Below are 21,150 nucleotides of genomic sequence, written 5' to 3' on the forward strand. Positions count from 1 at the left end.
CGAAGAAGGCGACGCGCGGTACCCACGTGCGTCGCCTTCGTATGACTTAAAGGACCGTTCATGCCAGCACGACGCATAGCGCTTACGACGCTCACCGTCCTGATTCTCGTCCTCGGGGGCATCCTTGGCTTCGGCGTGGCGAACAACGGGTGGAAGGCCGCCCCGAAGCTCGCGCTCGATCTCGAAGGAGGCACTCAGGTCATCCTGCAAGCCAAGTCTCACGGCGGTGAGGCGATCACTCCTGAGCAGATGGAGCAGGCACGCCAGATCATTTCCCAGCGCGTGAACGCGATGGGCGTGGCGGAGACGGAGATCTCCGTCCAAGGCGGCACGAATATTGTCGTGAACGTTCCCGGGAAACTCGATGAGGCTACGAGCGATGCACTGCGGCGCACCGCCACCATGAGCTTCCGTCCCGTGCTTCTGCAGGTGGCGCCCAACGCCGGTGTTTCCGATGCAGGCGGGGCAAGCGACGGGACGAGCGAGGATGCTGCGTCGCTCGGTCCCGTTGCGCAGGACGTTGCACCTGCCTCGGATGGCGGGGGAGAGGGATCCTCATCTTCTGCAAGCAAAGGCGTGAACACCTATAAAGGGGCGAAGGCCTGGAGTCAAGAATGGCTCTCAACGGTCGACCAAAAAGAGTTCGCCAAGCTCGACTGCACCGACCCCGACACGCTCAACAACCATTCGGTTACAGGCCGCGACGACGAGGCGGTCGTCGCCTGCGGAGCCGGTGGAACCTCGAAGCTGATCCTCGGTCCAGTTGTCGTCAGCGGCGAAGCGATCAAGGACGCGAGCGCCGGTGCGGACAAGAACAAAACCGGTCAGGATACGGGTTTCTATGCAGTCAATCTGACCTTTAACGATGCGGCCGGTAAGGCCTTCGGCGAAATGAGTTCGGCGCTCTACGGCGATCAGGGAGCGACTAAGCAGTTCGCAATCGTGCTCGATTCCCTCGTGATCTCTGCACCGCAGGTCCAGGCCGTGACGACAACCCAATCCACGATTACGGGCAACTTCACGGCCGATCAGGCGAAGGAACTTGCGAGCCAGCTCAAGTTTGGCGCGCTCCCGCTCGAGTTCACGGTGCAGTCAGAACAACAGATTTCCGCGACGCTCGGCTCCGATCAGCTCACCTCGGGCCTCATCGCGGGTCTTATCGGCCTTGCTCTCGTCGTCATCTATGCCGCATTCCAATACCGAGTGCTCTCAATCGTGACAACCGCATCGCTTGCCATCATGGGCGTGCTCGCTTACCTCATCATCACGCTCATGTCGAACATGCCTGAGATCGGCTATCGCCTTTCTCTTGCAGGAGTTGCCGGCCTTATCGTGTCGATTGCCTTCACTGCGGATTCGTTCATTGTGTACTTCGAACGTGTTCGCGACGAAATCCGCGATGGGCGCGGTATCGTCGCAGCGATCGACCACGGCTGGGACCGGGCGAAGCGTACGATCCTCGCGTCCGACGCCGTCAACGTCATCGCTGCTGTCGTGCTGTATCTCGTGAGCGCGGGCAGCGTACGCGGCTTCGCCTTCACGCTCGGTCTTACAACGGTTCTCGACCTTCTCGTGGTGTTCTTGTTTACGCACCCGCTCCTGCAGAGCCTTGGGCGCACGAACTTCTTCGGGAAAGGGCACCCAGCCTCGGGCCTCGACCCCGCACTGCTCGGGCGCGACGTTCCAGCGTATGCGGGCCGCGCGCGCTTCCGCAGCTCCGAAGAACGCGGAAAGGGGCGTAAAGCCAAGGGCGGCGATAGGGGCGCGGCTGGCGTCGGAACTGAAACCCTTGCCGAGCGCAAGGCGCGCCTCGCACGCGAAGCCGCGGAGGACTCGCATGGTGCCGACCACAACGCCACTCCTACCGGCTCGCACTCAGCGACCACCGAAGCCTCCTCGCCCGAGGACACAACCCCGAAGGAGGACCGCTGATGTCGCGCTTTTCCACGTTCGGCAACGAACTCCACTCCGGTCAACGCTCAATCCCCATCGTTCCTCGCCGCAAATGGTGGTACTTGGGCTCTGCGATCATCCTGGTGATCCTCGCAGCGATCACGGGGGTGCGGGGCGTGAACTGGGGTATCGAATTCACGGGTGGCAGCGAGTTCCAGATCTCGCACGTGAAGAACCCGGACCAAGCTCTCGCCCGTGATGTTGTGCGCGAACACGTGCCCTCGAACGAGCCGCGCATCTCGCAGGTGGGTGGCAATATTCTGCGCGTTCAAACGGAAGAGCTCTCCACCGATGCGACGAAGGCGCTCAGCGCAGACCTCGCGAAGGCCTACAACGTGCCTGCGGAGGATGTTTCGAGCTCATTCGTCGGGCCCAACTGGGGCGGGGACGTCACCGCGAAGGCTATCCAGGGCATCGTCATCTTCATGCTGCTCGTGACCATTGTGATGGCGCTCTATTTCCGAAACTTCAAGTCATCGGTTGCCGCGATGGCCGCGCTCACCCACGACCTTCTCTTCACAATCGTGGCGTATGGCGCGATCGGATTCGAGGTCACCCCCGCCACGGTGATCGGTTTTCTTACGGTCCTTGGCTACTCGCTCTATGACACGGTCGTCGTCTTCGACAAGGTGCGAGAGAACACTGAGGGCTTCCTCGAGCGCACTGACGCGAGCTTCGCGACCCTCGTCAACCGAGCGACGAACCAAACGCTCGTGCGTTCAATCAATACGTCGGTTGTTGCGCTCTTGCCCGTCGGCTCGATCCTGATTATCGGCGCATTTATTCTTGGAGCCGGAACGCTGAAGGATATTTCGCTCGCCTTGTTCGTGGGCATCATCGCCGGCACCTACTCATCCATCTTCCTTGCGCCGAGCTTCCTCGTGGACCTGCGTAAGGGCGAAAAATCTATCAAGGACCACACACTGCGCGTTGAGCGCACACATGAAAAGGACGTTGTCACGGCATGACCACTACGCCAGTACCCCCCGAAATTGCCGAAATCGAACGCACACACATCGGGCTCTACCAGGATTTTCCGCAGCCCGGCGTCCTCTTTCGCGATATCACCCCGCTTCTGCGTGACCCCAAAGCGATGAAAACCGTCATCAAGTACTGGGCGAGCACCGTTCCCGCCGAGGTTGATCTGGTTGTGGGAACGGAGGCACGTGGTTTCGTTTTTGGTGCCCCGCTCGCGTACGAGATGGACCGCGGTTTTGTGCCTGTGCGAAAGGCAGGCAAGCTTCCGGGGAAGCCGAACTCTCTCACCTACGACCTCGAATACGGTTCAGCAACGATCGAAATCGCGGAAAACGCCGTCCCGAAGGGGGCGCGCGTTCTCGTTCTCGACGATCTTCTGGCAACCGGCGGCACGGCCGCGGCGACTATCCAGCTCGTTGAATCGCTCGGTGCCGAGGTCGTGGCTGCCAGCTTCCTCATCGAGCTTCTCGGACTCGGTGGCCGTGAAAAGCTCGGTGACATCCCGCTGCACACCGTGTGGAGCATCCAGAACTGACTTTGAGTGCCCTGGACATGGCCACGGGCGTTTTTGGGTTTAAACTGGGATAATTCCGACACGAGGAAGGCGGTGAGCGGCATGGATGCGGATCGTGAGGACTCCCGCCCGCGCAAAGTTTGGGGAACGAAAGATGATCCCCTTCTCCTGCCGCTCATCGACGCAATCCGTGAACTTCATCCGGAAGCCGACCTTTCCCTCGTCTATCGCGCGTATAACGTCGCCGAGTACTGGCATCGCCCCCAGTTTCGCAAGAGCGGCGAGCCGTACATTACGCACCCGATTGCGGTCGCGACGATCCTCGCGGGCATGGGTTCCCCGCCCGATGTGCTCGCGGCGGCCCTTCTTCACGACACCGTTGAGGACACCGAATACACGCTTGAAGAGCTCACGACTGATTTCGGCGAGACAATCGCCGTCATGGTTGATGGCGTCACGAAGCTCGACAAAGTGCGGTACGGCGAAGCCGCGCAGGCCGAGACCGTGCGAAAAATGATCATTGCGATGAGCCGCGACATTCGTGTTCTGCTCATCAAGCTCGCGGATCGTCTTCACAACGCTCGCACATGGAAGTTTGTGTCGAGTTCGAGCGCCGAGCGCAAGGCAAAAGAGACACTCGAGATCTATGCACCGCTCGCGCACCGCCTTGGACTTAACGCGATTAAGTGGGAGCTTGAGAATCTGAGCTTCCAGGTGCTCTATCCGAAGCTCTATGACGAAGTGGTGGCGCTCGTTGCCGAGCACGCTCCGGCGCGCGAAGAGTACCTTGCGGGCGTGATCGGCACTATCGAGGAAGACATTAAATCCGCGCACATCGAAGGCACGGTGACGGGTAGGCCGAAGCATTACTACTCGGTCTATCAAAAGATGATCGTGCGCGGGCGCTCGTTCAGCGACATCTATGACCTTGTGGGGATCCGCGTGCTCGTGGACACGGTACGCGACTGCTACGCGGTTCTCGGTATTTTGCACGCGCGTTGGAGCCCTATGCCGGGGCGTTTCAAGGATTACATCGCTCTTCCGAAATTCAACCTTTACCAGTCGCTTCATACGACGGTCATCGGACCTGGCGGCAAGCCCGTTGAAATACAGATTCGCACGTGGGATATGCACCGCCGCGCAGAGTACGGCGTTGCCGCGCACTGGAAGTACAAAGCCGCTACGGCCCGCGGCGAAAAGATCGAGGATTCCCCGCAGAGCTCTGCCGTCGGCGGGGATATGTCGTGGCTTCGCCAGCTTCTTGACTGGCAGAAGGACACGACGGATTCCGATGAATTTCTCGAGTCGCTGCGCTACGAGATGGCCTCGAATGAAGTGTACGTGTTTACGCCCAAGGGCGATGTTGTCTCACTCCCGCAGGGGGCGACTCCCGTCGATTTCGCGTACGCGGTCCACACGGAGGTCGGCCACCGCACGATGAGCGCGCGCGTGAATGGCAAGATCGTGTCGCTTAAATCGGAGCTGAACACGGGCGACGTCGTCGAGGTCTTCACGTCGAAGGCAGAGGGTGCAGGTCCCAGCCAGGATTGGCTGAATTTCGTGGCGTCGACTCGTGCACGCACGAAGATTCGACAGTGGTTCTCGAAAGAGCGACGCGAAGAGGCGCTCGAGCGAGGCCGTGACGAGCTTGCGCTTCAGCTCCGCCGGCAGAATCTGCCGTTGCGCCGCATGCTCACGCACGAGATGCTCACAAACGTCGCGGCGGACCTCAATTACGACTCGGTCGACGCGCTGTATACGGCGATCGGTGAGCACCATGTGAGCGCCGAGAATATCGTGGGTCGCCTCATTTCTGAGGTGGGCGGCGCCGAGGGCGTTCAGGACGACATGGCCGAATCTGTCGTGCCATCGCGGGTGCTCGCGAAGCCGCGCCGCGCCTCACATGCCGATCAGGGCGTCGTTGTGGATGGTCAGCGTGATTTGTGGGTGAAGCTCGCAAAGTGCTGTGCCCCCGTGCCCGGTGATGACATCGTGGGTTTTGTGACGCGTGGCAATGGCGTGAGCGTGCACCATGCAGCGTGCGCGAATGCGGAGCAGATGCGTGAGAAGCAAGCCGATCGCTTCGTGCCGGTGAGGTGGTCTGGCGCGACGAACCAGGCCTACATGGTTCATATCAAGGTCGAGGCACTTGATCGATCACGGCTTCTTACTGATCTCGCTGACGTGATCTCCGAGCTTGAGGTCAATATCCTTTCGGCCTCAGCGCACTCGCTTCCGGATCGTATCGGTGTCGTCTTCTTCTCCTTTGAGCTTGCGGATCCCTCTCATCTTCGTAACGTGCTCACGCAGGTGCGGAAGGTGTCGGGCGTATTCGATGCTTACCGCGTGACGAGCGATGGCAAGCCGATGTGATCTGCGGTCTGATGGTGCGTTTTGGCAGCGCGACCTTCGAGCGTCTTTTCGATCTCTTTAGCGAGTGCTGCGAGCTTTTTGTAGCGGGCTCGCCCCGTCCGTGGTCCCGAGTAACCGTTGCCCCGGCCTGAGCGACACGCGCGATAGGCGATGCGCGTGAGGTCGCTGCTTGTCACCCATCCCTGAGCGACGAGCCTTTCGGCATAGATGCGGGCGGTTTCGTCTGCGCCTTTGCGTGCGAGTTCAGCGAAAGCGCGGTGGGGCGCGAGCGTGGGGATTCCCGCGGGATAGGCGATGTCTCCGGTGGCGAGGGTGATTTTGCGAAGCTCGAGGTCGTCATAGCGTTGGCTGTGCCGTTCTGAGGCGACGATGAGGCGTGAAGGCGAGTAATCGCCGCCGCACCATATCCAAGCCGCTGTGTGATCCGCGATGACTGCTCCCGGGGCGGTCGCGGTAGGGGAAATCCGCTCGATGGCAACGCCGACGGCGGCTGCCCGTTCGCGCACGCCGACTGTGGGAGTGAGGGCCAGGGCAAATCCCGAGCCAAGTGAGGCGAGCGGTAGGTCTCGCGCAAGAAACGGAAGCGATGCACCGGGCTCGAGGAGGAGTGCGTGCCCCACGTCGAAAGCGAACGGCGCGCGGCCTGCTTCGCGAAGGTGAGGCGCGAGGCATGCTGTCGCGGTGGCATGTGTGGGGCGAGTCATGGCACCAGAATCACACGAAAGGCGGGAGCCCGCAGGGCTCCCGCCTTTCATTGTGGAGAACTTTAGTTGTTGAGCAAGTTCAACGCCTAGCCAAGATCTTTAGCGCTACGCTCGATCACTTCGAGCCATTCGCGTCGGGCATCGAGAGCGGCCTGCGCCTTCTCGATTTTCTTTGCATCGCCCGTGGCTTTGGCCTTCTCGAGATCCTCTTCGTAGCTCGCGATGGCTGCGTGCAGCTGCGAGGAGGCGCCCTCGACGCGTGCCTTGGTGCGCGGGTCGGTCCGGCGCCACTCGTCGTCCTCAGCCTTCTGGAACGCGGCGCGAACGGCGCGGATACGGTCCTCGACGCGACGCATCGCGTTGCGGGGGACACGGCCAGCGGCGTCGTAGCGGTCCTCGATCGAGCGGAACTGCTCCTTTGCCTTGTCCAAATCGGTGATGGGCAAAAGAGCCTCAGCCTCGGCGAGGAGGGCTTCCTTCACTTTGAGGTTTTCGGACTGTTCCGCCTCGATTTTCTTGAGGTCGGCGTTGCGGCGATCAAAGAAGGAATCCTGCGCGGCTTTGAACTTTGCCCACTGGGCGTCGTCCTTCTTGCGGTTACCGCGGGGAGCAGCACGCCACTGATCCATGAGCGAGCGGAACTCTCGGGCCGTAGGGCCGAAGTCTTCAGAGTCCCGGATAGCCTCCGCCTGTTCGATGAGGCGTGCCTTGATCTTTTCCGCCTTCGCGTGCTGTTCATCGAGCTCACTGAAGTGCGCCCGGCGCTTGCGGTCAAATTCGCTTCGGGCGGCTGAGAGGCGCTTCCACAGCTTGTCCTCGACTTCCCGTTCGAGCGACACCTCGTTCTTTTGCATCTCTTTCCAATTCGGCACCATCGAGCGCATCGTCTCGGCGGCCTTCTTCCAGGAGATGCGGTGGGAGTCGGTGGCGACGAGCTCCTCGATTCCTTCGACGAACGCGGTGCGCTTCTTAGTCGACTCCTCGCGGGCAGCGAGGCGTGCCTTCTCAAGTTCGCCGATGAGCTCCTTCGCCTTCTCTCGAAGTTCGTGGGCGCGTTCGCGCAGCGCGGGGATGTCGCCGACGACCTTCGGCTCCTTCATGTTCTTACGCATCTGCTCGAGGATGCGGTTGAGGTCTGCCTGGGTGAGCCCGGGAACCTGGAGCTTCTGCTCGACCACGTCGAGGAAGGCGCTCAGATCGAGGTAGGCGTGGGCGAAGGGGGTGAGAGCCTTCTCGCGCTCGGTGCCTTTTTCAACGGTGCCGATTTCGCGGATCTGGGTGCCGTCCTTCACCGTGACGGTGCCTTCGTCGGTCACATCGCCGAACGTGAGGGCTTCGGTGACCTTGGCGTCGTCGTAGCTTGTTGCAGTGGGAACGATAGGAACGAGCGGGGTGCGCGGCGCCTTACCTTTAAGCTGTGCGGGGGAGCCGGGCTTAGGGGCGCTGGGCTTTGGTGCTCCCGGCTTTGGGGCACTGGGCTTAGGTGCCGACGTCTCGGCTGTTTCGTCCGACGCCTCCGCCGCTTTTGGCGCTTCTGCTTCGGTGGCCTGCGCGCTTGCCTCTGCTGAGTCAGGGGCGTGCGTGGCCTGAGGGGATTGAGGGGCCTCAGGCGTTGCAGGGGCCTCGGGCGCGGCGGGGTTCTCGGGGGTGTTCTGGTCGTTCTCGTTCACGAGCTTCTCCTAGGATTCGAGGGCACCGGGGTGCCTCGGACAGGGGACGGGGCATATTGCCTCGCACCAACGGCGGCGCATTAGCCACGGCATTACCTAAAACTGTATCGCGGATAACACTGCGAACGGAATTCGATGCCGCGGCATGGGAAACGCGGCACGATGGTAGGCATGACTGATGTGCGCGCCACCCTCGATTTTGTGCTGTCCCCCTATTTGAGTGCCACGTGCTCGATCCTGAATGACGGAACCGACGCTCTCGTCGTGGACCCCGGGCTCGAGGTCCACGAGGAAGTTACGAACGTGCTTGGGGAGCAGGGCCTCAACCTGCGAGCGATCCTCGTGTCTCACGGGCACCTCGACCACGTTGCCGACGCCGCCCTCCTAGCCTCGCAGTTCAACGTGCCGGTGTACGTGGGTGCTCGCGACGAGTACAGGCTTGAGGACCCTATGGGCCAGCTACCGTCGGCGTTTACCAACCAGATCCGGCCCCGCTGGGACGCGCGCGGCTGGTCTAAGCCCGCGGACGTGCGGCCCCTTGGAGACGGCGATGTTCTCGATGCGGGGAACCTGCGCCTCGTCGCACACGCGTACCCCGGACACACAGAAGGCTCGACACTCTATTTCTTCGACGGTCCCGTGCACATCAATCCGCTCGTCGGTGTGACGCCGCGTGCCCTCACCGCGCCCGCCCTGGCCTTCACCGGAGACGTGCTGTTCAAGGGAACGATCGGCCGCACCGATCTGCCGGGCGGCAACCCTGAGGAGATGAAAGCTTCGCTTACGAAGCTTCGAGGGTTCGCTCTTGGCCATGCTGAGGCAGTGATTGTGCCGGGTCACGGCCCCTTGAGCGTCTTCCGGGACGAACTCGCGGATAATGGATACCTGCGCACCGCCTTCTGAGGCTGAATCAGCGTAGAAGACACCACAACTTGTCAAGGAGAATAGCCCATGGCGAAAGTGACGCCGCTTTCCGGATTTCCCGAATGGCTCCCTGCCGAGCGCCGCATCGAGCAGCACGTGATGGACACGTTCCGGGATGTCGCAGAGCTGCACGGCTTCTCCAATATCGAGACCCGTGCGGTTGAGCCGCTCGACCAACTTCTGCGCAAAGGGGAGACCAGTAAAGAGGTCTACCTGATCTCGCGCCTTCAAGCCGACGATGAGGATCGCGATAAGGAGGGCCAGAAGCTCGGCCTTCACTTCGACCTCACCGTCCCGCTTGCGCGGTATGTTCTCGAGCATCAAAACGATCTCGCGTTCCCCTTCCGCCGTTACCAGATTCAAAAGGTATGGCGCGGCGAACGCCCCCAGGACGGTCGTTTCCGCGAGTTTTATCAAGCGGATATAGACATCATTGGGCAAGATACGCTGCCCTCTCACATGGATGCCGACGTCGCGATCGTGATGGCCGAGGTGCTCGGAAAACTCCCGATTCCTGGCTTCACGATCTCGGTGAACAATCGCAAGCTTTCGCAGGGCGTCTTCGAGGCACTGGGGCTCACCGACATCGAAGGTGTCCTCAGGCAGCTCGACAAGCTCGCCAAGGTTGGCGAAGCGGAGGTGCGCACACTCCTTATCGAGCACGCGGGAGCGAGCGAAGAGCAGGCCGACGGCTGCCTCGCCTTTGCGCGGATCAAGGCGACCCATGAGGACCTTGCCGAGAAAGTCAACGCACTTGGCGTCTCGAGCGAGGCGATTACGCACGCACTCGAGGAGCTGAGCTTCGTGATCCGCACCGTCAACGCCTCGGTGCCGGGTGCTTGCATCGCCGATCTCTCGATCGCGCGAGGTCTCGACTACTACACGGGAACGGTGTTCGAAACCTTCGTAGAGGGCCACGAGGATCTTGGTTCGATCTGCTCGGGCGGCCGGTACGACACGCTCGCAACCGACAACCGCCACTCCTACCCGGGCGTTGGTCTTTCGATTGGTCTTTCTCGTCTTGTCTCGCGGCTCGTGACGCGGTCGCTCGCGACCTCCACGAGGGCGGTGCCGACCGTCGCACTCGTCGCGGTAGCGGACGAGGAGCACCGTGAGGCGAGCGTCGACGTCGCCCGTGTGCTGCGTTCGCGAGGTATTTCTGCCGAAGTCGCACCGAGTGCCGCGAAGTTCGGCAAGCAGATCAAGTACGCGGATCGCCGCGGTATTCCCTTCGTGTTCTTCCCCTCCGAGGATGGCAGGGGAGAAGTCAAAGACATTCGCAGCGGCGAACAGACCCCAGCCGACGCGCATACGTGGCAGCCACCAAAAGACGACATGACCGCGCGTGTGGTGGCGACCACCTCGACCAAATAACCTGAAATAAGAACGCCTTTGAGGGAGTTAGAAACGACATGGCAACCGTAGAAATGACCAAGGAAAACCACGACGAACTCGTCAAGGACGGGATCGTTTTCATCGACTTCTGGGCAGAGTGGTGCGGTCCGTGCCAGCGCTTCGCCCCGATTTTCGAGAAGGCCTCGGAGGAGAACCCCGACGTGACCTTCGCGAAGGTTGACACGGAGGACCAAACCGAACTGCAAATGCAGTACGGCGCAACGTCGATCCCCACCATCGTGGCGTACCGCGATGGCATCCCCGTGTTCGGCCAGCCCGGCGCCCTTCGCCAGGCTGACCTCGACTCGCTTATCTCGCAGGTGCGCGGCCTCAACATGGACGAGGTCCGCAAGGCCTACGAAGAGCAGCAGGCAAAACAGGGCTAGTAAGCACTTGCTCTCCGCAAGAGGGAAGAAGCTCGCCAGGAACGGCGAGCCTCTTCCCTTTTTTGAAAGTGCGAGGTTTTGAAAATGGGGAGCTGTCGGTATAGTGCTGCGCATGATATCGGACAGCGCCGCAGCCCCTCCCCGTGGCAAAACCAAGCGCCAGCAGGCCGTGCTCACAGTTCAGGACAAGACGCAGGTGAGTAAGAACCTCGTGAGGCTCTGCCTTGGCGGCTCTGACTACGTAAAGCTCAACCGCAATTCGTGTACGGACGCATACGTCAAGCTCCTTTTGCCACAGCCGGGAAGCGGTCTAGCAGCACCCTTCGACATGGATCGGCTGCGAAATGAGGCCCCCGAACTCCTGCCCGCACGTCGCACGTATACGGTTCGCCGCTGGGATGATGCGAATGAACGGCTCTGGATTGACGTTGTCGTGCACAACGCTCCGGGTCAGCACGGCCTTGCATCCGACTGGGCCACACGTGCGCACGAAGGTGACCAAATCGCGCTCATGGGGGCTGGTGGTGGCTATTCGCCGCACCCAGAAGCTGATCTCCACGTCCTTGTGGGGGATCACGCAACAGTCCCGGCGATCGCCGCCGCGCTGGAGGTAATGCCGTCGAGCGCACGGGGCCACGCCGTCATTCACGTCGAGGACGAAGCCGATACTCTCTCTCTTTCTCACCCGGAGGGCTTCTCGCTCGAATGGGTTGTTGGCGCGCGCGAGGGGCTGCTCGTGGCTGTCGAAACGCTCGATATTCCACACGACATCATCGACAAGCGCGGTGTCCATGTCTTTTGCCACGCCGAACGCGGCCTCACGAAGCAGTTGCGTGCTCATCTCGTGCGCGAAAGAGGAATTGCGCGCGAAGACATTTCGATCTCGGCGTATTGGGCGCTCGGCCGAGTGGAAGATCGATTCCAGGCAGAAAAGCGCGAAGCGATCGGTCGCATCGACCCCGATTGAGGGCGGTCTTGCTACGGCTCGGGCTCCACACCTTGGTGTTTTCCAAGTCCTTGCACTGCCGAGAACATGCTGCGAAGAACAGTCGCTAGTCTCGAAGCATGAACAGCACTCTCACCACGCTGCCAAGCTGGGCACGCACAAGCGAGCTTATGGAGCACTACTACCTCACCGAGTGGGGAGTTCCCGTCACCGATGAACAGGGCGTATTCGAACGCCTGAGCCTCGAAGTATTCCAATGCGGTTTGTCGTGGAAAACGATTTTGGCGAAGCGCGATGCTTTCCGCGAGGTCTTCCACCAATTCGCGGTCGATCGTGTCGCAGCTATGGGGGAGAGCGACATCGAACGGCTCATGGAGGATGAGCGGATCATCCGCAACCGTCGGAAAATTGAGGCGGTCATCGGCAACGCTCGTGCCGCGCAAGCGCTGCGCCATGACGGCACCGATCTTGCGCGGCTCCTGTGGAGCTATGTCCCAGAACAGACCTACGCGCCCCGAACTCAGGAGGAGATTCCCGCGCGCGATGAGACCTCGGCGCGTATGTCCGCTGATCTCAAGGCGCGCGGGTTTTCATTTGTGGGGCCCACGACCTGCTTCGCCCTCATGGAGGCGATCGGCATCGTCGACACGCACCTCGTCACCTCACCGCGGCGCGGCAGCTCGGGCATATTCGATTCCGACGGTCGCCGCATGGCCGGCGAGGCCGGCTAAGAACGCGTGCGCTCAGGCCGGATTTTTAGAATCGAGATCGACTTCGATCACGCCATCGCTCACGCGTGAGGCGTACACGGGCAGGGTGTAGGCGTCGTTGGCGTAGCACTTGCCGGTTTCGAGATCGTAGACCTCTTTGTAAATGGGGCTCGCGAGTGTCGCACGGCGCGCGCCTTCGACGTCGCGGTCGCCAACGATGCCGCGCGACATGACGCCCTGCTGGGTTCGGGGGTCAACGTTTGACACGACGTAGATCTGCTCGTCCCATGCCTTAACGACGGCGACTTGTTCGGTGCCAAAGAGAGCGGCTTCGGGAAGGTTCGGGTCGATGTCGGTGACCTTGCAGATGCTTTGCCAGTTGCTCATGGGTGTCCTCGCTTGTCGAGCCGCGAGAAGTGCGGCAGTAGGGGCTATAACGGGAATTAGCCGCGGTCATTGTAGGGAGCTGGTCAGCGGTTTTGCAGACCAAAGTCCCCCGCGCGGGGCGCATGACTTCGCTGTGAAATCCCCTCGTTCTTGTGCCTCTACTGTACTCGAATAACCCACCGCTCATTGTGTAGGGTGGGAGGACGTCTACACCCCTAAGTCTTCGAAGTAGGAGCCGACTTGAGCACTGCCGACGTAACCCCCAACTCTGAAGCCGCAGGCGAGGAAACCCTCGTCAAGCACGTCGTTGTCGTGGGCGGTGGCCCAGCAGCCCAACGATTCGCCGAAACTATGCAGGCACGCGACAAGGCCGGCGCTTACAAGATCACCGTGATCTCCGAGGAGAACGTCGAGCCCTACGACCGCGTGAACCTTGCGAAGCGCTGGGACAAGAGCTACGACCTCACCCTCGGCGACCGCTCCCTGTGGGAGGATCCGCGTATTGATCTTCGCCTTGGCGATCGCGTGAACTCGATCGAGCCGGAATCCAAGCTCGTGCGCACCTCTTCCGGCACCGTGTACGGCTACGACGAGCTCGTGCTCGCGACCGGCTCGAATGCCTTTACCCCGCCGATCAACGGCTGGGACACCAAGGGTGTGTTCGTGTACCGCACCGTTGACGACGTCGATGGCATGAGCGCGACGGTTGAGGCGCTCAAGGACGATGAAAAGCGCACGGGTAAGGCCGTTGTTCTCGGCGGCGGTCTCCTCGGCCTCGAAGCAGCCGGTGGCCTCGCGAGCGAGGGCTACGAAGTTCACCTCGTTGAGCTCGCCGGATGGCTCATGCCGGCTCAGCTTGACGAAGGCGGTGGCAACCTTCTCAATCGTCTCATCGAGCAGCGTGGCATCGTGCTGCATACGGGCGTGAGCCTCGAGCAGGTGCTCGCTCGTATCGAGTACCGCAAGGGCAATACTGCAGACGAAGAGGCAATTAACGCCGCAGCCTCGAACGTGCGCGGGGTCAAGCTTTCCGATGGCACCGAGCTCGAAGCTGACCTCGTGTGTCTCGCCGTGGGCATTCGACCGCGAGACGAGCTCGGCAAGGTGAACGGCTTCGAAATGGGTCCGCGCGGCGGCATTATGGTCGGCCAGGATTGCCGCACGTCGGTCGAGCACGTGTGGGCGATTGGCGAATGTGCCGCGATGGAGGGCCGCACCATCGGCCTCGTGGCTCCCGCGAACACGATGGCTGAGGTCGTTGCGGATCAGCTCCTCGGCGGCGAAAAACTCTTCGGCGAAATCGACGGTTCCACCAAACTCAAGCTGTCCGGCATCGACGTTGCAAGCTTCGGTGATGCGAAGGGCGCGGAGAAAGACTCACTCGACGTCGTCTACGCCGACCCCACTCGCGGCATTTATCAGCGACTTGTCATGAGCCCCGATGCGGCCGTGCTGCGCGGCGGCATCCTTGTGGGCGATGCCTCGAACTACTCAACGCTTCGCGCTTACGTTGGGCGCGAGCTTCCGGGCGATCCGGCCGCTTACCTGGCGGCGGGCGGCGGCGAAGTGCCCGATTCAGGCGATATGCCCGATGACGTCATCGTGTGCTCGTGCAACAACATCTCGGCTGGCACCATCAAGGCGGCGATCAATGGCGAGGGAGACTTTGCCGAAGCCTGCCATGACATCGCCTCAGTCAAGGCAGCAACCACTGCCGGCACTCAGTGTGGCTCGTGCGTTCCGCTCATGACGAAGATCCTCAGTGCCGAGCTCGCGAAGTCCGGTATCGCGATGTCGCGCGGGCTGTGCGAGCACTTCTCGATGCCGCGTGCGGAGCTGTTCCAAATCGTCAAAGAGCACGACCTCAAGAGCTTCCCCGAGGTCATCGGCCGCTACGGCAAGGGCAACGGCTGCGATGTGTGTAAGCCCGTCGTCGCGTCGATCCTCGCGTCGCTTCGCGACGATTACATCCTCGGCAAAGGGCTCCAGGAGCTCCAGGATACGAATGACCGCTTCATCGCCAACATGCAAAAGGATGGCACCTACTCGGTGATCCCACGTATGCCCGGCGGCGAGGTCAATCCCGAGGCGCTCGTCGTTCTCGCGGAGGTCGCGCGAGACTTCAACCTGTACACGAAGATCACCGGCGCGCAGCGCATCGGTCTGTTCGGCGCCCGCCTCGAGCAGCTTCCGAACATTTGGACGCGCCTCGTGGAGGCCGGGTTCGAGTCGGGCCAGGCCTACGGCAAGAGCCTCCGCGCGGTCAAGAGCTGCGTGGGAACGGACTGGTGCCGTTTCGGTCAGCAGGATTCCGTCGGCATGGCTGTGCTCCTCGAGAACCGCTACAAGGGCCTGCGCTCGCCGCACAAGTTCAAGCTCGGCGTATCGGGCTGTGCACGTGAATGTGCTGAGGCCCGCGGCAAGGACATCGGCGTGATCGCCACCGATAAGGGCTGGAACCTCTACGTGGGCGGTAACGGCGGCTTTACTCCCCGCCATGCCGACGAGTTCGCGCAAGACCTTAGCGACGAAGAACTCGTGAAGGTTATTGACCGCTTCCTGATGTACTACATCTCGGATGCCGATAAGCTCCAGCGCACCGCATCGTGGGTCGAAGCTAGGGGCATTGACCACGTCAAGGAAGCCGTGCTCGAGGATTCCATGGGCATGGGCGAGCAGTGGGAGCACGAGATGCAGAAGTTCGTGGACAACCACAAGGACGAGTGGGTTGAGGCCGTGAAGGATCCCCAGAAGCTTTCGCGCTTCCGGTCCTTCATCAACGCCCCCGACACGCCGGATCCGCTTTTTGCGCGCGTGCCGATGCGCGATCAGAACCGCCCGGCCACCCTCGAAGAGCGCGAAGAGGTCCTCATTTCGGGCCCGGTAATTTCGTTCCGCGATGCCCATGGCCAGGAGGTTTCCGCCGATCAGGTTCTCGAGCGCAAGTAATTGCGTGAAGGCTTCTGATTTCTCAGTCGCACACCAGTGGCGGGGCCGCGTCGTTGATCTGACGGATCACCGCGGCCCCGCCGGCTGGCGTGCTGCGCAGGCGCTTGCTCGCGAAGGCGCCATTGTTTACCTCGGTGACGCGATCCCGCGCGAGCGCGCGTGCAGTTTCGATCAACGTGCGCGGGAACTCGGGCACGAGTCGCTCGTGCTTCAGTGGGCAAGCGAGCCACGTGGGCAGATTCGTTCCGACGCTTGCCCGCCTCACGCCGAGAAAGTGGCGCTCTCCGAAGACCAGGAACCGTCGGACAATCGCGCCCACGCGCCCGGCGCTGTCACCCTCGTGGGTGGAGGGCCGGGTGAGCCGAACCTCCTGACCGTAGCCGCGCTCAAGGCGACCCTGCGCGCCGACGTCATTCTTCTCGACCGTCTGGGCGTGGCGCTCAATGTCATGGATCTCGCGCCTGGCGCACTCGTTCTCGACGTTGGTAAGGCCCCGGGACGCCACAAAATGTCGCAAGAGCGCATAAACGACACAATGCTCGCCTTTGCGCGCGAAGGGGCGAGGGTGGTGCGGCTCAAGGGTGGCGATGTGTTCATTTTTGGGCGCGGGGGAGAAGAATGGCGGTTCCTCGCCGCTCACGGCATCCGCGTCGACATCGTCCCTGGCATCACGAGTGCGCTCAGCGTTCCCGCCCATGCGGGCGTCTCGGCAACCTATCGCAACGTGACGCGCGCAGTCACGATCATCTCGGGCCACCAGCCGTTTAACAATGCCGAGCTTTCGGCCCTCGTCGCGCTTGGCGGGACGATCGTGATTCTCATGGGAGTGGCAACCTTCCCCTCAACCGTCGCGGGCTTGCGAGCGGCTGGCCTGCCGGATTCCACTGGCGTCGCGCTCTTAGAGCAGGGCTACACCGCCCACGAGCGCCACACATTTACAACGCTCGGCGCTGCGATCGAGGATGCCCGCTCGCGCAACGTGACGAACCCGGCGATCATCGTGATCGGTGACGTCGTCAACGTCCGGGAAACCTCGGCAGAACTCGCCGAAACAACCCCGCTCGCCGCTACCGAATAAGAGGAGTTCCCATGAGCATCCCTAACCCGACCGCCGCAGCCGGACCGACTGAGCGTCCTCTTGCCGGTCTGCGCGTGGCCGTGACCGCTACACGACGTGCCGATGACCAAATCGCTGCTCTCGAGCGCGCCGGAGCCGAAGCATTCCATGCTCCCACGATGCGTATCGTTCCAGTCGAGGACGACACGGCACTGATCGAAGAAACCCATGCTCTTCTCGAGGCAGCCCCGCCGACGTTCTTCGTGACGACCGGGCAGGGCATCAATTCGTGGCTCGACATCCTTGAGGGTCCTCTCAAGCAACGGGTCCTCGACTACCTCTCCACGACACAGATCATTTGCCGCGGATCTAAGGGCCGTGGCACCGTTCGCAAGTGGGGTCTTCCCGACGCTCCGAGCAGCGAGAAAGAAACAAGCACGTCGATGGTCGAGCTCGCGCTCGAACTCGGTATCGCCGATGGGCCAGTGGGGCTTCAGCGCCACGGATACGTCCCAGACAAGGCTCTCGCGCCGCTCGGCGACCGTGAACTCTACGTTGTGGCACCGTATCGGTGGGAACTCGCCGAGGATCTCGCACCGGTCCACACTCTCGTGAACGCGATCATCGCACGAGAGGTCGATGCGGTGACGTTCACCGCGGCGCCAGCCGTAGTCGCGCTCTTCCAAGTCGCGGAGGAATTGGGGGCTCGCACACAGCTTCTCGAAGCTCTCGACAACGACGTGTGCCCAGTCGCTGTCGGACACGTGACCGCCGAGCCGCTCGAAGATGAGGGGCTACGCCCGCTTTACCCCGAGCGCGAGAGGCTCGGCGCAATGGTCAAGCTCATGGGAGAAAAGCTCAGGTCTCGCGAGCGTTGAGCCTGGAAAGCGCACTTTCGTAGCGCGCAGCCACGATCGGGGCTAGGGCGTCGCCGAGATGGTCGAGGACCAGCCAGCCCGCGTCCTGGGCACGCTCGCGCGCCCTATCGAGCAGCAAGCCGGGGGCGGCGAATAGCGGCACCACAGTTCCTGGGTCCTTGGCGTCTTCGAGACGATCGTTGAGGCGCGGCTCGCACGTGGCAAAACGTACGCGAACGCTGCGTCCCGTGCACGCCGCGAGGTCATCGCCGAGCGCTTGAACCGCTTCGTTTGCACCCGGGCGCGACGAGCCAACCGCGAGGAGGATAATCTCGCCGCGTGGATTCTCACCCTCGCCCTGGTCGAGCCGCGTTGCGAGGACGTCCACCATCTCTGCGCCCGTGCCGAGCACCTCGGCCTGCACGAGTTCGATCCCGTGGGCGGCTTTCGCCTCGCGCAGCTCGGTCGGTGCGTCCTCGGTCGCGTGGTAGGCCTCGGTGAATAGAAGCGGCACCGCGACAGCGGAGGAATACCCGTGTTCAGCGAGCATTTTCGCAACCTCGGTAATTGAAGGCGAGGCAAAATCCTCTAGATAGGCTGCGTGAGCCTCAATGCCGAGGCGGGCTCCCGCAGTGGAAACGAGGGACTCGGTCACGGCTGCGGCATCGGGGTTGCGGCTTCCGTGGGCGATACCTATCAATGCGGGGGCGTTCGATAACGTCATGCTAAAAACCCTACCCGACGTGCGTTTCCTTGTTATTCTCGGCTCGCCCCGGCCGGCCGGCGGCAACGGGATCGGATCCCCACATTATGAGTGCTGCCGCGATCGTGCCGGTTGCCATGATGCCCGCGAGCACGAGCAGCTGGAACCGGCCAGCTTCAAGCGGGGAAGCACCCGCGAACACGGCCCCCACGAACGCCCCTGGCATGGTCACAATTCCCGTGACACGGGTTTGATCCACATTCGGGATGAGGGCTTCGCTCATGGCCTTGGACGCGATATCGCGCACCGCCCGGCGATTCGTTGCACCGAGACCGAGCCACCCCTCGATCTCACCCCAATGCTGCGCGACGTCCTGGCTGAGCCTGCGGCCCGAGAGGGTCACGACGCTCATGGCATTACCCGTAATAATGCCGCCGAAGGCAAGGAGGTTTTGTCCCGTGAAGGACAGTGCCCCCGTGAGGAAGACGGTAAGAACAGACACCGCTACAGCCGTGCTCATCGAGATCGCGACGAGCACAACGGTGCGTGCATCACCGCCAAGTCGCCTCGACGAGGTCCAGATGCCAAAGCCGAGCATGACGAGCAGCGCGAGAAAGACGTACGCAACGTTCGTGATCGCGAGGCTAAGGACGCTTGCGAGGATCGCAAGCTGCAAAAGTGCCCGCACGAGGGCCACGGCAGGATCCGCCCACTTGGGAATGCTCCACGCACGCCGGAGCGCGAGCGTCAAAGTGAGGCACAGAGCGAGAGCGAAAGCAGTCGCGAGAAGAACAGATGTGCTCACGCCCAGCTCCCGAACCTACTGTTTATCGACACCGAGGCGCTCGAGTTCCTCTTCGATGATGCTCGGATCGAGCTTGCGGAAGATCGGCTTCGGTTTCGCGACAGGCGCCCCGACCGTGACCGGGCGATGGCCCCACGCAGGAACGTTCGTGTAGTCGCCCGTAATAATCGGGTATGAGCCGTCGGCGTCGAGATCGTCGACCTCTTCGATGCGCGGCATCGGCGCAACCTCAAGAGTGCCGCCCAGCACCTTCTCCACCTCGTTCGCAGAGAACGGCAAGAACGGCGCAAGCATGGTGTTGAGGTCGGTGACGACCTGCGCGAGCACGTGAAGGATCGTGAGCAGGCGGGGCCGTTCCTCCTCCGCTTTGAGCTTGAACGGCTCGGTCGCCGAGACATAAGCGTTTGCCTCACCCACGAGGTGCATAATCTCGCTAATCGCGGCACGCTGGCGGTGGGTACGAATGAGGTTTCCGACGGTGTCAAAGCCCTCGGTGACCTTCGCGAGAAGGGCGTTATCGGCATCCGTGAATTCACCGGCGGCGGGAATCTCACCGACGTTTTTCGCGATCATCGCGGCCGTTCGGTTCACAAGATTGCCCCATCCGGCAACGAGCTCGTTATTCGTGCGTGACACGAACTCGCTCCACGTGAAGTCGGCATCCTGGTTCTCAGGGCCCGCCGCGGAAATGAAGTAGCGCAGTGCATCGGCCTGGTAGCGTTCGAGAACATCGCGCACATAAATAACGACGCCCTTGGAACTCGAGAATTTCTTCCCCTCCATCGTGAGGAACTCCGAGCTCACAACCTCCGTCGGAAGATTAAGCGTGCCAAGCCTGCCGGGCTCACCGCCCTTGCTGCCGCCCCCGTTGTGGGCGATCAACTCGGCCGGCCAGATCTGTGAGTGGAAGACGATGTTGTCCTTGCCCATGAAGTAGTAGGAAAGAGCCTCCGGATCGTTCCACCACTTGCGCCACGCTTCTGGATCGCCCGTGCGGCGCGCCCACTCAATCGAAGCGGAGAGGTAGCCGATCACGGCGTCGAACCACACGTACAGGCGCTTCGTGGGCTGATCCTCCCATCCCGGAACTGGAATGCCCCAGTCGATATCGCGGGTCATCGCACGCGGCTTGATGTCCTTGAGGATGTTCTGGCTAAAGCGGATGACATTCGGGCGCCACAGCCCCGTGGCCTCGCGCTCGTCAAGCCACGCTCCGAGTGCGTCGGCGAGTGCGGGAAGATCGAGGAAATAGTGCGTTGTTTCGATGAACTTCGGGGTCTCGCCATTGATGCGGGAGACCGGGTCGATGAGATCGGTCGGGTCGAGCTGGTTGCCGCACGCATCGCACTGATCGCCGCGGGCGCCCGGCGTTTTACACAGAGGGCACGTGCCCTCTATGTAGCGGTCGGGGAGAGTGCGGCCGGTCGAGGGAGAAATCGCGCCGCGGGTAACCTGCTCGATCATGTAGCCGTTGTCCCGCACGGTCGTGAACATTTCCTGCACGATCGCGTAGTGATTGCCCGAGGTCGTGCGAGTAAAAAGGTCGTAGGAAAGGCCCAAATTAACGAGGTCCTCGACGATCACGCGGTTGTTGCGATCGGCAAGCTCGCGCGCCGTAATTCCTTCTTGATCGGCAGCCACGAGGATCGGGGTGCCGTGTTCGTCGGTTCCCGAGACCATGAGCACGTCGTGCCCGGCCATGCGCATGTAGCGCGAGAACACATCGGAAGGGACACCGAATCCGGCAACGTGGCCGATGTGGCGGGGTCCATTTGCATAGGGCCAGGCAACAGCAGAAAGCACAGTACTCATAGGGCTCCAATTCTACGACTTTTTATG

Annotated in this window: 18 protein-coding genes; 12 read left to right on the top strand and 6 right to left on the bottom strand. The window is 61.9% G+C overall.

Features of this window, described 5'->3' with window-relative positions; all coding sequences use genetic code 11:
- Positions 1–60: 60 nt before the first annotated feature.
- The 4 genes from secD to HMPREF3157_RS07260 all read left to right on the top strand — a co-directional run bounded on the left by secD (position 61) and on the right by HMPREF3157_RS07260 (position 5,818).
- Positions 61–1,932, top strand: a complete 1,872-nt coding sequence (gene secD / locus HMPREF3157_RS07245; protein WP_016664410.1) for a protein translocase subunit SecD — start codon at positions 61–63, stop codon at positions 1,930–1,932.
- A complete protein-coding gene (gene secF / locus HMPREF3157_RS07250; RefSeq protein WP_070435980.1) occupies positions 1,932–2,921 on the top strand; it encodes a protein translocase subunit SecF in 990 nt (329 codons plus the stop codon). The genes secD and secF overlap by 1 nt, the downstream gene beginning before the upstream one ends.
- Positions 2,918–3,466 carry an adenine phosphoribosyltransferase gene (locus HMPREF3157_RS07255; RefSeq protein ID WP_016664412.1) on the top strand — a complete coding sequence of 183 codons (549 nt, stop codon included), beginning with the start codon at positions 2,918–2,920 and terminating at the stop codon, positions 3,464–3,466. The genes secF and HMPREF3157_RS07255 overlap by 4 nt, the downstream gene beginning before the upstream one ends.
- Before the next feature lie 81 nt (positions 3,467–3,547).
- Positions 3,548–5,818 carry a RelA/SpoT family protein gene (locus HMPREF3157_RS07260; protein ID WP_016664413.1) on the top strand — a complete coding sequence of 757 codons (2,271 nt, stop codon included), beginning with the start codon at positions 3,548–3,550 and terminating at the stop codon, positions 5,816–5,818.
- Here HMPREF3157_RS07260 and HMPREF3157_RS07265 read toward each other — a convergent pair.
- Positions 5,785–6,522, bottom strand: a complete 738-nt coding sequence (locus HMPREF3157_RS07265; RefSeq protein WP_141740653.1) for a hypothetical protein — start codon at positions 6,520–6,522, stop codon at positions 5,785–5,787. The genes HMPREF3157_RS07260 and HMPREF3157_RS07265 overlap by 34 nt on opposite strands.
- An 86-nt stretch (positions 6,523–6,608) precedes the next feature.
- A complete protein-coding gene (locus HMPREF3157_RS07270) occupies positions 6,609–8,192 on the bottom strand; it encodes a DUF349 domain-containing protein (RefSeq protein ID WP_070435982.1) in 1,584 nt (527 codons plus the stop codon).
- Positions 8,193–8,363: 171 nt separating this feature from the next.
- Between HMPREF3157_RS07270 and HMPREF3157_RS07275 the strand changes: the two genes are divergently transcribed.
- The 5 genes from HMPREF3157_RS07275 to HMPREF3157_RS07295 all read left to right on the top strand — a co-directional run bounded on the left by HMPREF3157_RS07275 (position 8,364) and on the right by HMPREF3157_RS07295 (position 12,574).
- Positions 8,364–9,095: an MBL fold metallo-hydrolase gene (locus tag HMPREF3157_RS07275; protein WP_070436252.1), complete on the top strand. Its 732-nt coding sequence runs from the start codon at positions 8,364–8,366 to the stop codon at positions 9,093–9,095.
- Between the two features lie 48 nt (positions 9,096–9,143).
- A complete protein-coding gene (gene hisS / locus HMPREF3157_RS07280) occupies positions 9,144–10,490 on the top strand; it encodes a histidine--tRNA ligase (RefSeq protein WP_070435983.1) in 1,347 nt (448 codons plus the stop codon).
- A gap of 38 nt (positions 10,491–10,528) precedes the next feature.
- On the top strand, positions 10,529–10,897 hold the full coding sequence (locus HMPREF3157_RS07285) for a thioredoxin family protein (protein WP_070435984.1): 369 nt from the start codon (positions 10,529–10,531) through the stop codon (positions 10,895–10,897).
- Between the two features lie 112 nt (positions 10,898–11,009).
- Positions 11,010–11,864: a siderophore-interacting protein gene (locus HMPREF3157_RS07290; protein ID WP_070435985.1), complete on the top strand. Its 855-nt coding sequence runs from the start codon at positions 11,010–11,012 to the stop codon at positions 11,862–11,864.
- A 98-nt stretch (positions 11,865–11,962) separates the two neighbouring features.
- Positions 11,963–12,574, top strand: a complete 612-nt coding sequence (locus HMPREF3157_RS07295; RefSeq protein ID WP_070435986.1) for a DNA-3-methyladenine glycosylase I — start codon at positions 11,963–11,965, stop codon at positions 12,572–12,574.
- A 12-nt stretch (positions 12,575–12,586) separates the two neighbouring features.
- Here HMPREF3157_RS07295 and nirD read toward each other — a convergent pair whose 3' ends face one another.
- Entirely contained in the window at positions 12,587–12,940 is a 354-nt protein-coding gene (gene nirD / locus HMPREF3157_RS07300; protein WP_070435987.1) for a nitrite reductase small subunit NirD, read from the bottom strand.
- 240 nt (positions 12,941–13,180) lie between these two features.
- On the opposite strand from nirD, the gene nirB reads away from it, so the two are divergent.
- Genes nirB through HMPREF3157_RS07315 form a run of 3 tightly spaced genes read left to right on the top strand, consistent with a single transcriptional unit; the run spans position 13,181 to position 17,824 of the window.
- Positions 13,181–15,889 carry a nitrite reductase large subunit NirB gene (gene nirB, locus HMPREF3157_RS07305; protein WP_070435988.1) on the top strand — a complete coding sequence of 903 codons (2,709 nt, stop codon included), beginning with the start codon at positions 13,181–13,183 and terminating at the stop codon, positions 15,887–15,889.
- 4 nt (positions 15,890–15,893) lie between these two features.
- Positions 15,894–16,967: a uroporphyrinogen-III C-methyltransferase gene (gene cobA, locus HMPREF3157_RS07310; protein WP_168161697.1), complete on the top strand. Its 1,074-nt coding sequence runs from the start codon at positions 15,894–15,896 to the stop codon at positions 16,965–16,967.
- A gap of 11 nt (positions 16,968–16,978) precedes the next feature.
- Positions 16,979–17,824, top strand: a complete 846-nt coding sequence (locus HMPREF3157_RS07315) for a uroporphyrinogen-III synthase (protein WP_070435989.1) — start codon at positions 16,979–16,981, stop codon at positions 17,822–17,824.
- Here the strand turns inward: HMPREF3157_RS07315 and HMPREF3157_RS07320 are convergent.
- From HMPREF3157_RS07320 to metG, 3 genes are read right to left on the bottom strand one after another with little or no spacing between them, the layout of a single operon-like run.
- Complete coding sequence (locus HMPREF3157_RS07320; protein ID WP_070435990.1) at positions 17,805–18,527, bottom strand: sirohydrochlorin chelatase; 723 nt, start codon at positions 18,525–18,527, stop codon at positions 17,805–17,807. The two genes, HMPREF3157_RS07315 and HMPREF3157_RS07320, sit on opposite strands and share 20 nt — an antisense overlap.
- Before the next feature lie 10 nt (positions 18,528–18,537).
- The gene (locus HMPREF3157_RS07325; protein ID WP_070435991.1) at positions 18,538–19,311 is read right to left on the bottom strand and encodes an ABC transporter permease; all 774 of its coding nucleotides are present in this window, start codon (positions 19,309–19,311) and stop codon (positions 18,538–18,540) included.
- A gap of 15 nt (positions 19,312–19,326) precedes the next feature.
- On the bottom strand, positions 19,327–21,123 hold the full coding sequence (gene metG / locus HMPREF3157_RS07330; protein WP_070435992.1) for a methionine--tRNA ligase: 1,797 nt from the start codon (positions 21,121–21,123) through the stop codon (positions 19,327–19,329).
- Between the last annotated feature and the right edge of the window lie 27 nt (positions 21,124–21,150).

This window comes from Dermabacter sp. HMSC06F07, from assembly GCF_001807345.1.
Taxonomy (GTDB): domain Bacteria; phylum Actinomycetota; class Actinomycetes; order Actinomycetales; family Dermabacteraceae; genus Dermabacter; species Dermabacter hominis.

Coding starts and splice junctions, on each gene's coding strand:
- secD (WP_016664410.1), top strand. CDS start 61: ATGCCAGCACGACGCATAGCGCTTACGACGCTCACCGTCCTGATTCTC.
- secF (WP_070435980.1), top strand. CDS start 1,932: ATGTCGCGCTTTTCCACGTTCGGCAACGAACTCCACTCCGGTCAACGC.
- HMPREF3157_RS07255 (WP_016664412.1), top strand. CDS start 2,918: ATGACCACTACGCCAGTACCCCCCGAAATTGCCGAAATCGAACGCACA.
- HMPREF3157_RS07260 (WP_016664413.1), top strand. CDS start 3,548: ATGGATGCGGATCGTGAGGACTCCCGCCCGCGCAAAGTTTGGGGAACG.
- HMPREF3157_RS07265 (WP_141740653.1), bottom strand. CDS start 6,522: ATGACTCGCCCCACACATGCCACCGCGACAGCATGCCTCGCGCCTCAC.
- HMPREF3157_RS07275 (WP_070436252.1), top strand. CDS start 8,364: ATGACTGATGTGCGCGCCACCCTCGATTTTGTGCTGTCCCCCTATTTG.
- hisS (WP_070435983.1), top strand. CDS start 9,144: ATGGCGAAAGTGACGCCGCTTTCCGGATTTCCCGAATGGCTCCCTGCC.
- HMPREF3157_RS07285 (WP_070435984.1), top strand. CDS start 10,529: ATGGCAACCGTAGAAATGACCAAGGAAAACCACGACGAACTCGTCAAG.
- HMPREF3157_RS07290 (WP_070435985.1), top strand. CDS start 11,010: ATGATATCGGACAGCGCCGCAGCCCCTCCCCGTGGCAAAACCAAGCGC.
- HMPREF3157_RS07295 (WP_070435986.1), top strand. CDS start 11,963: ATGAACAGCACTCTCACCACGCTGCCAAGCTGGGCACGCACAAGCGAG.
- nirD (WP_070435987.1), bottom strand. CDS start 12,940: ATGAGCAACTGGCAAAGCATCTGCAAGGTCACCGACATCGACCCGAAC.
- HMPREF3157_RS07315 (WP_070435989.1), top strand. CDS start 16,979: ATGAGCATCCCTAACCCGACCGCCGCAGCCGGACCGACTGAGCGTCCT.
- HMPREF3157_RS07320 (WP_070435990.1), bottom strand. CDS start 18,527: ATGACGTTATCGAACGCCCCCGCATTGATAGGTATCGCCCACGGAAGC.
- metG (WP_070435992.1), bottom strand. CDS start 21,123: ATGAGTACTGTGCTTTCTGCTGTTGCCTGGCCCTATGCAAATGGACCC.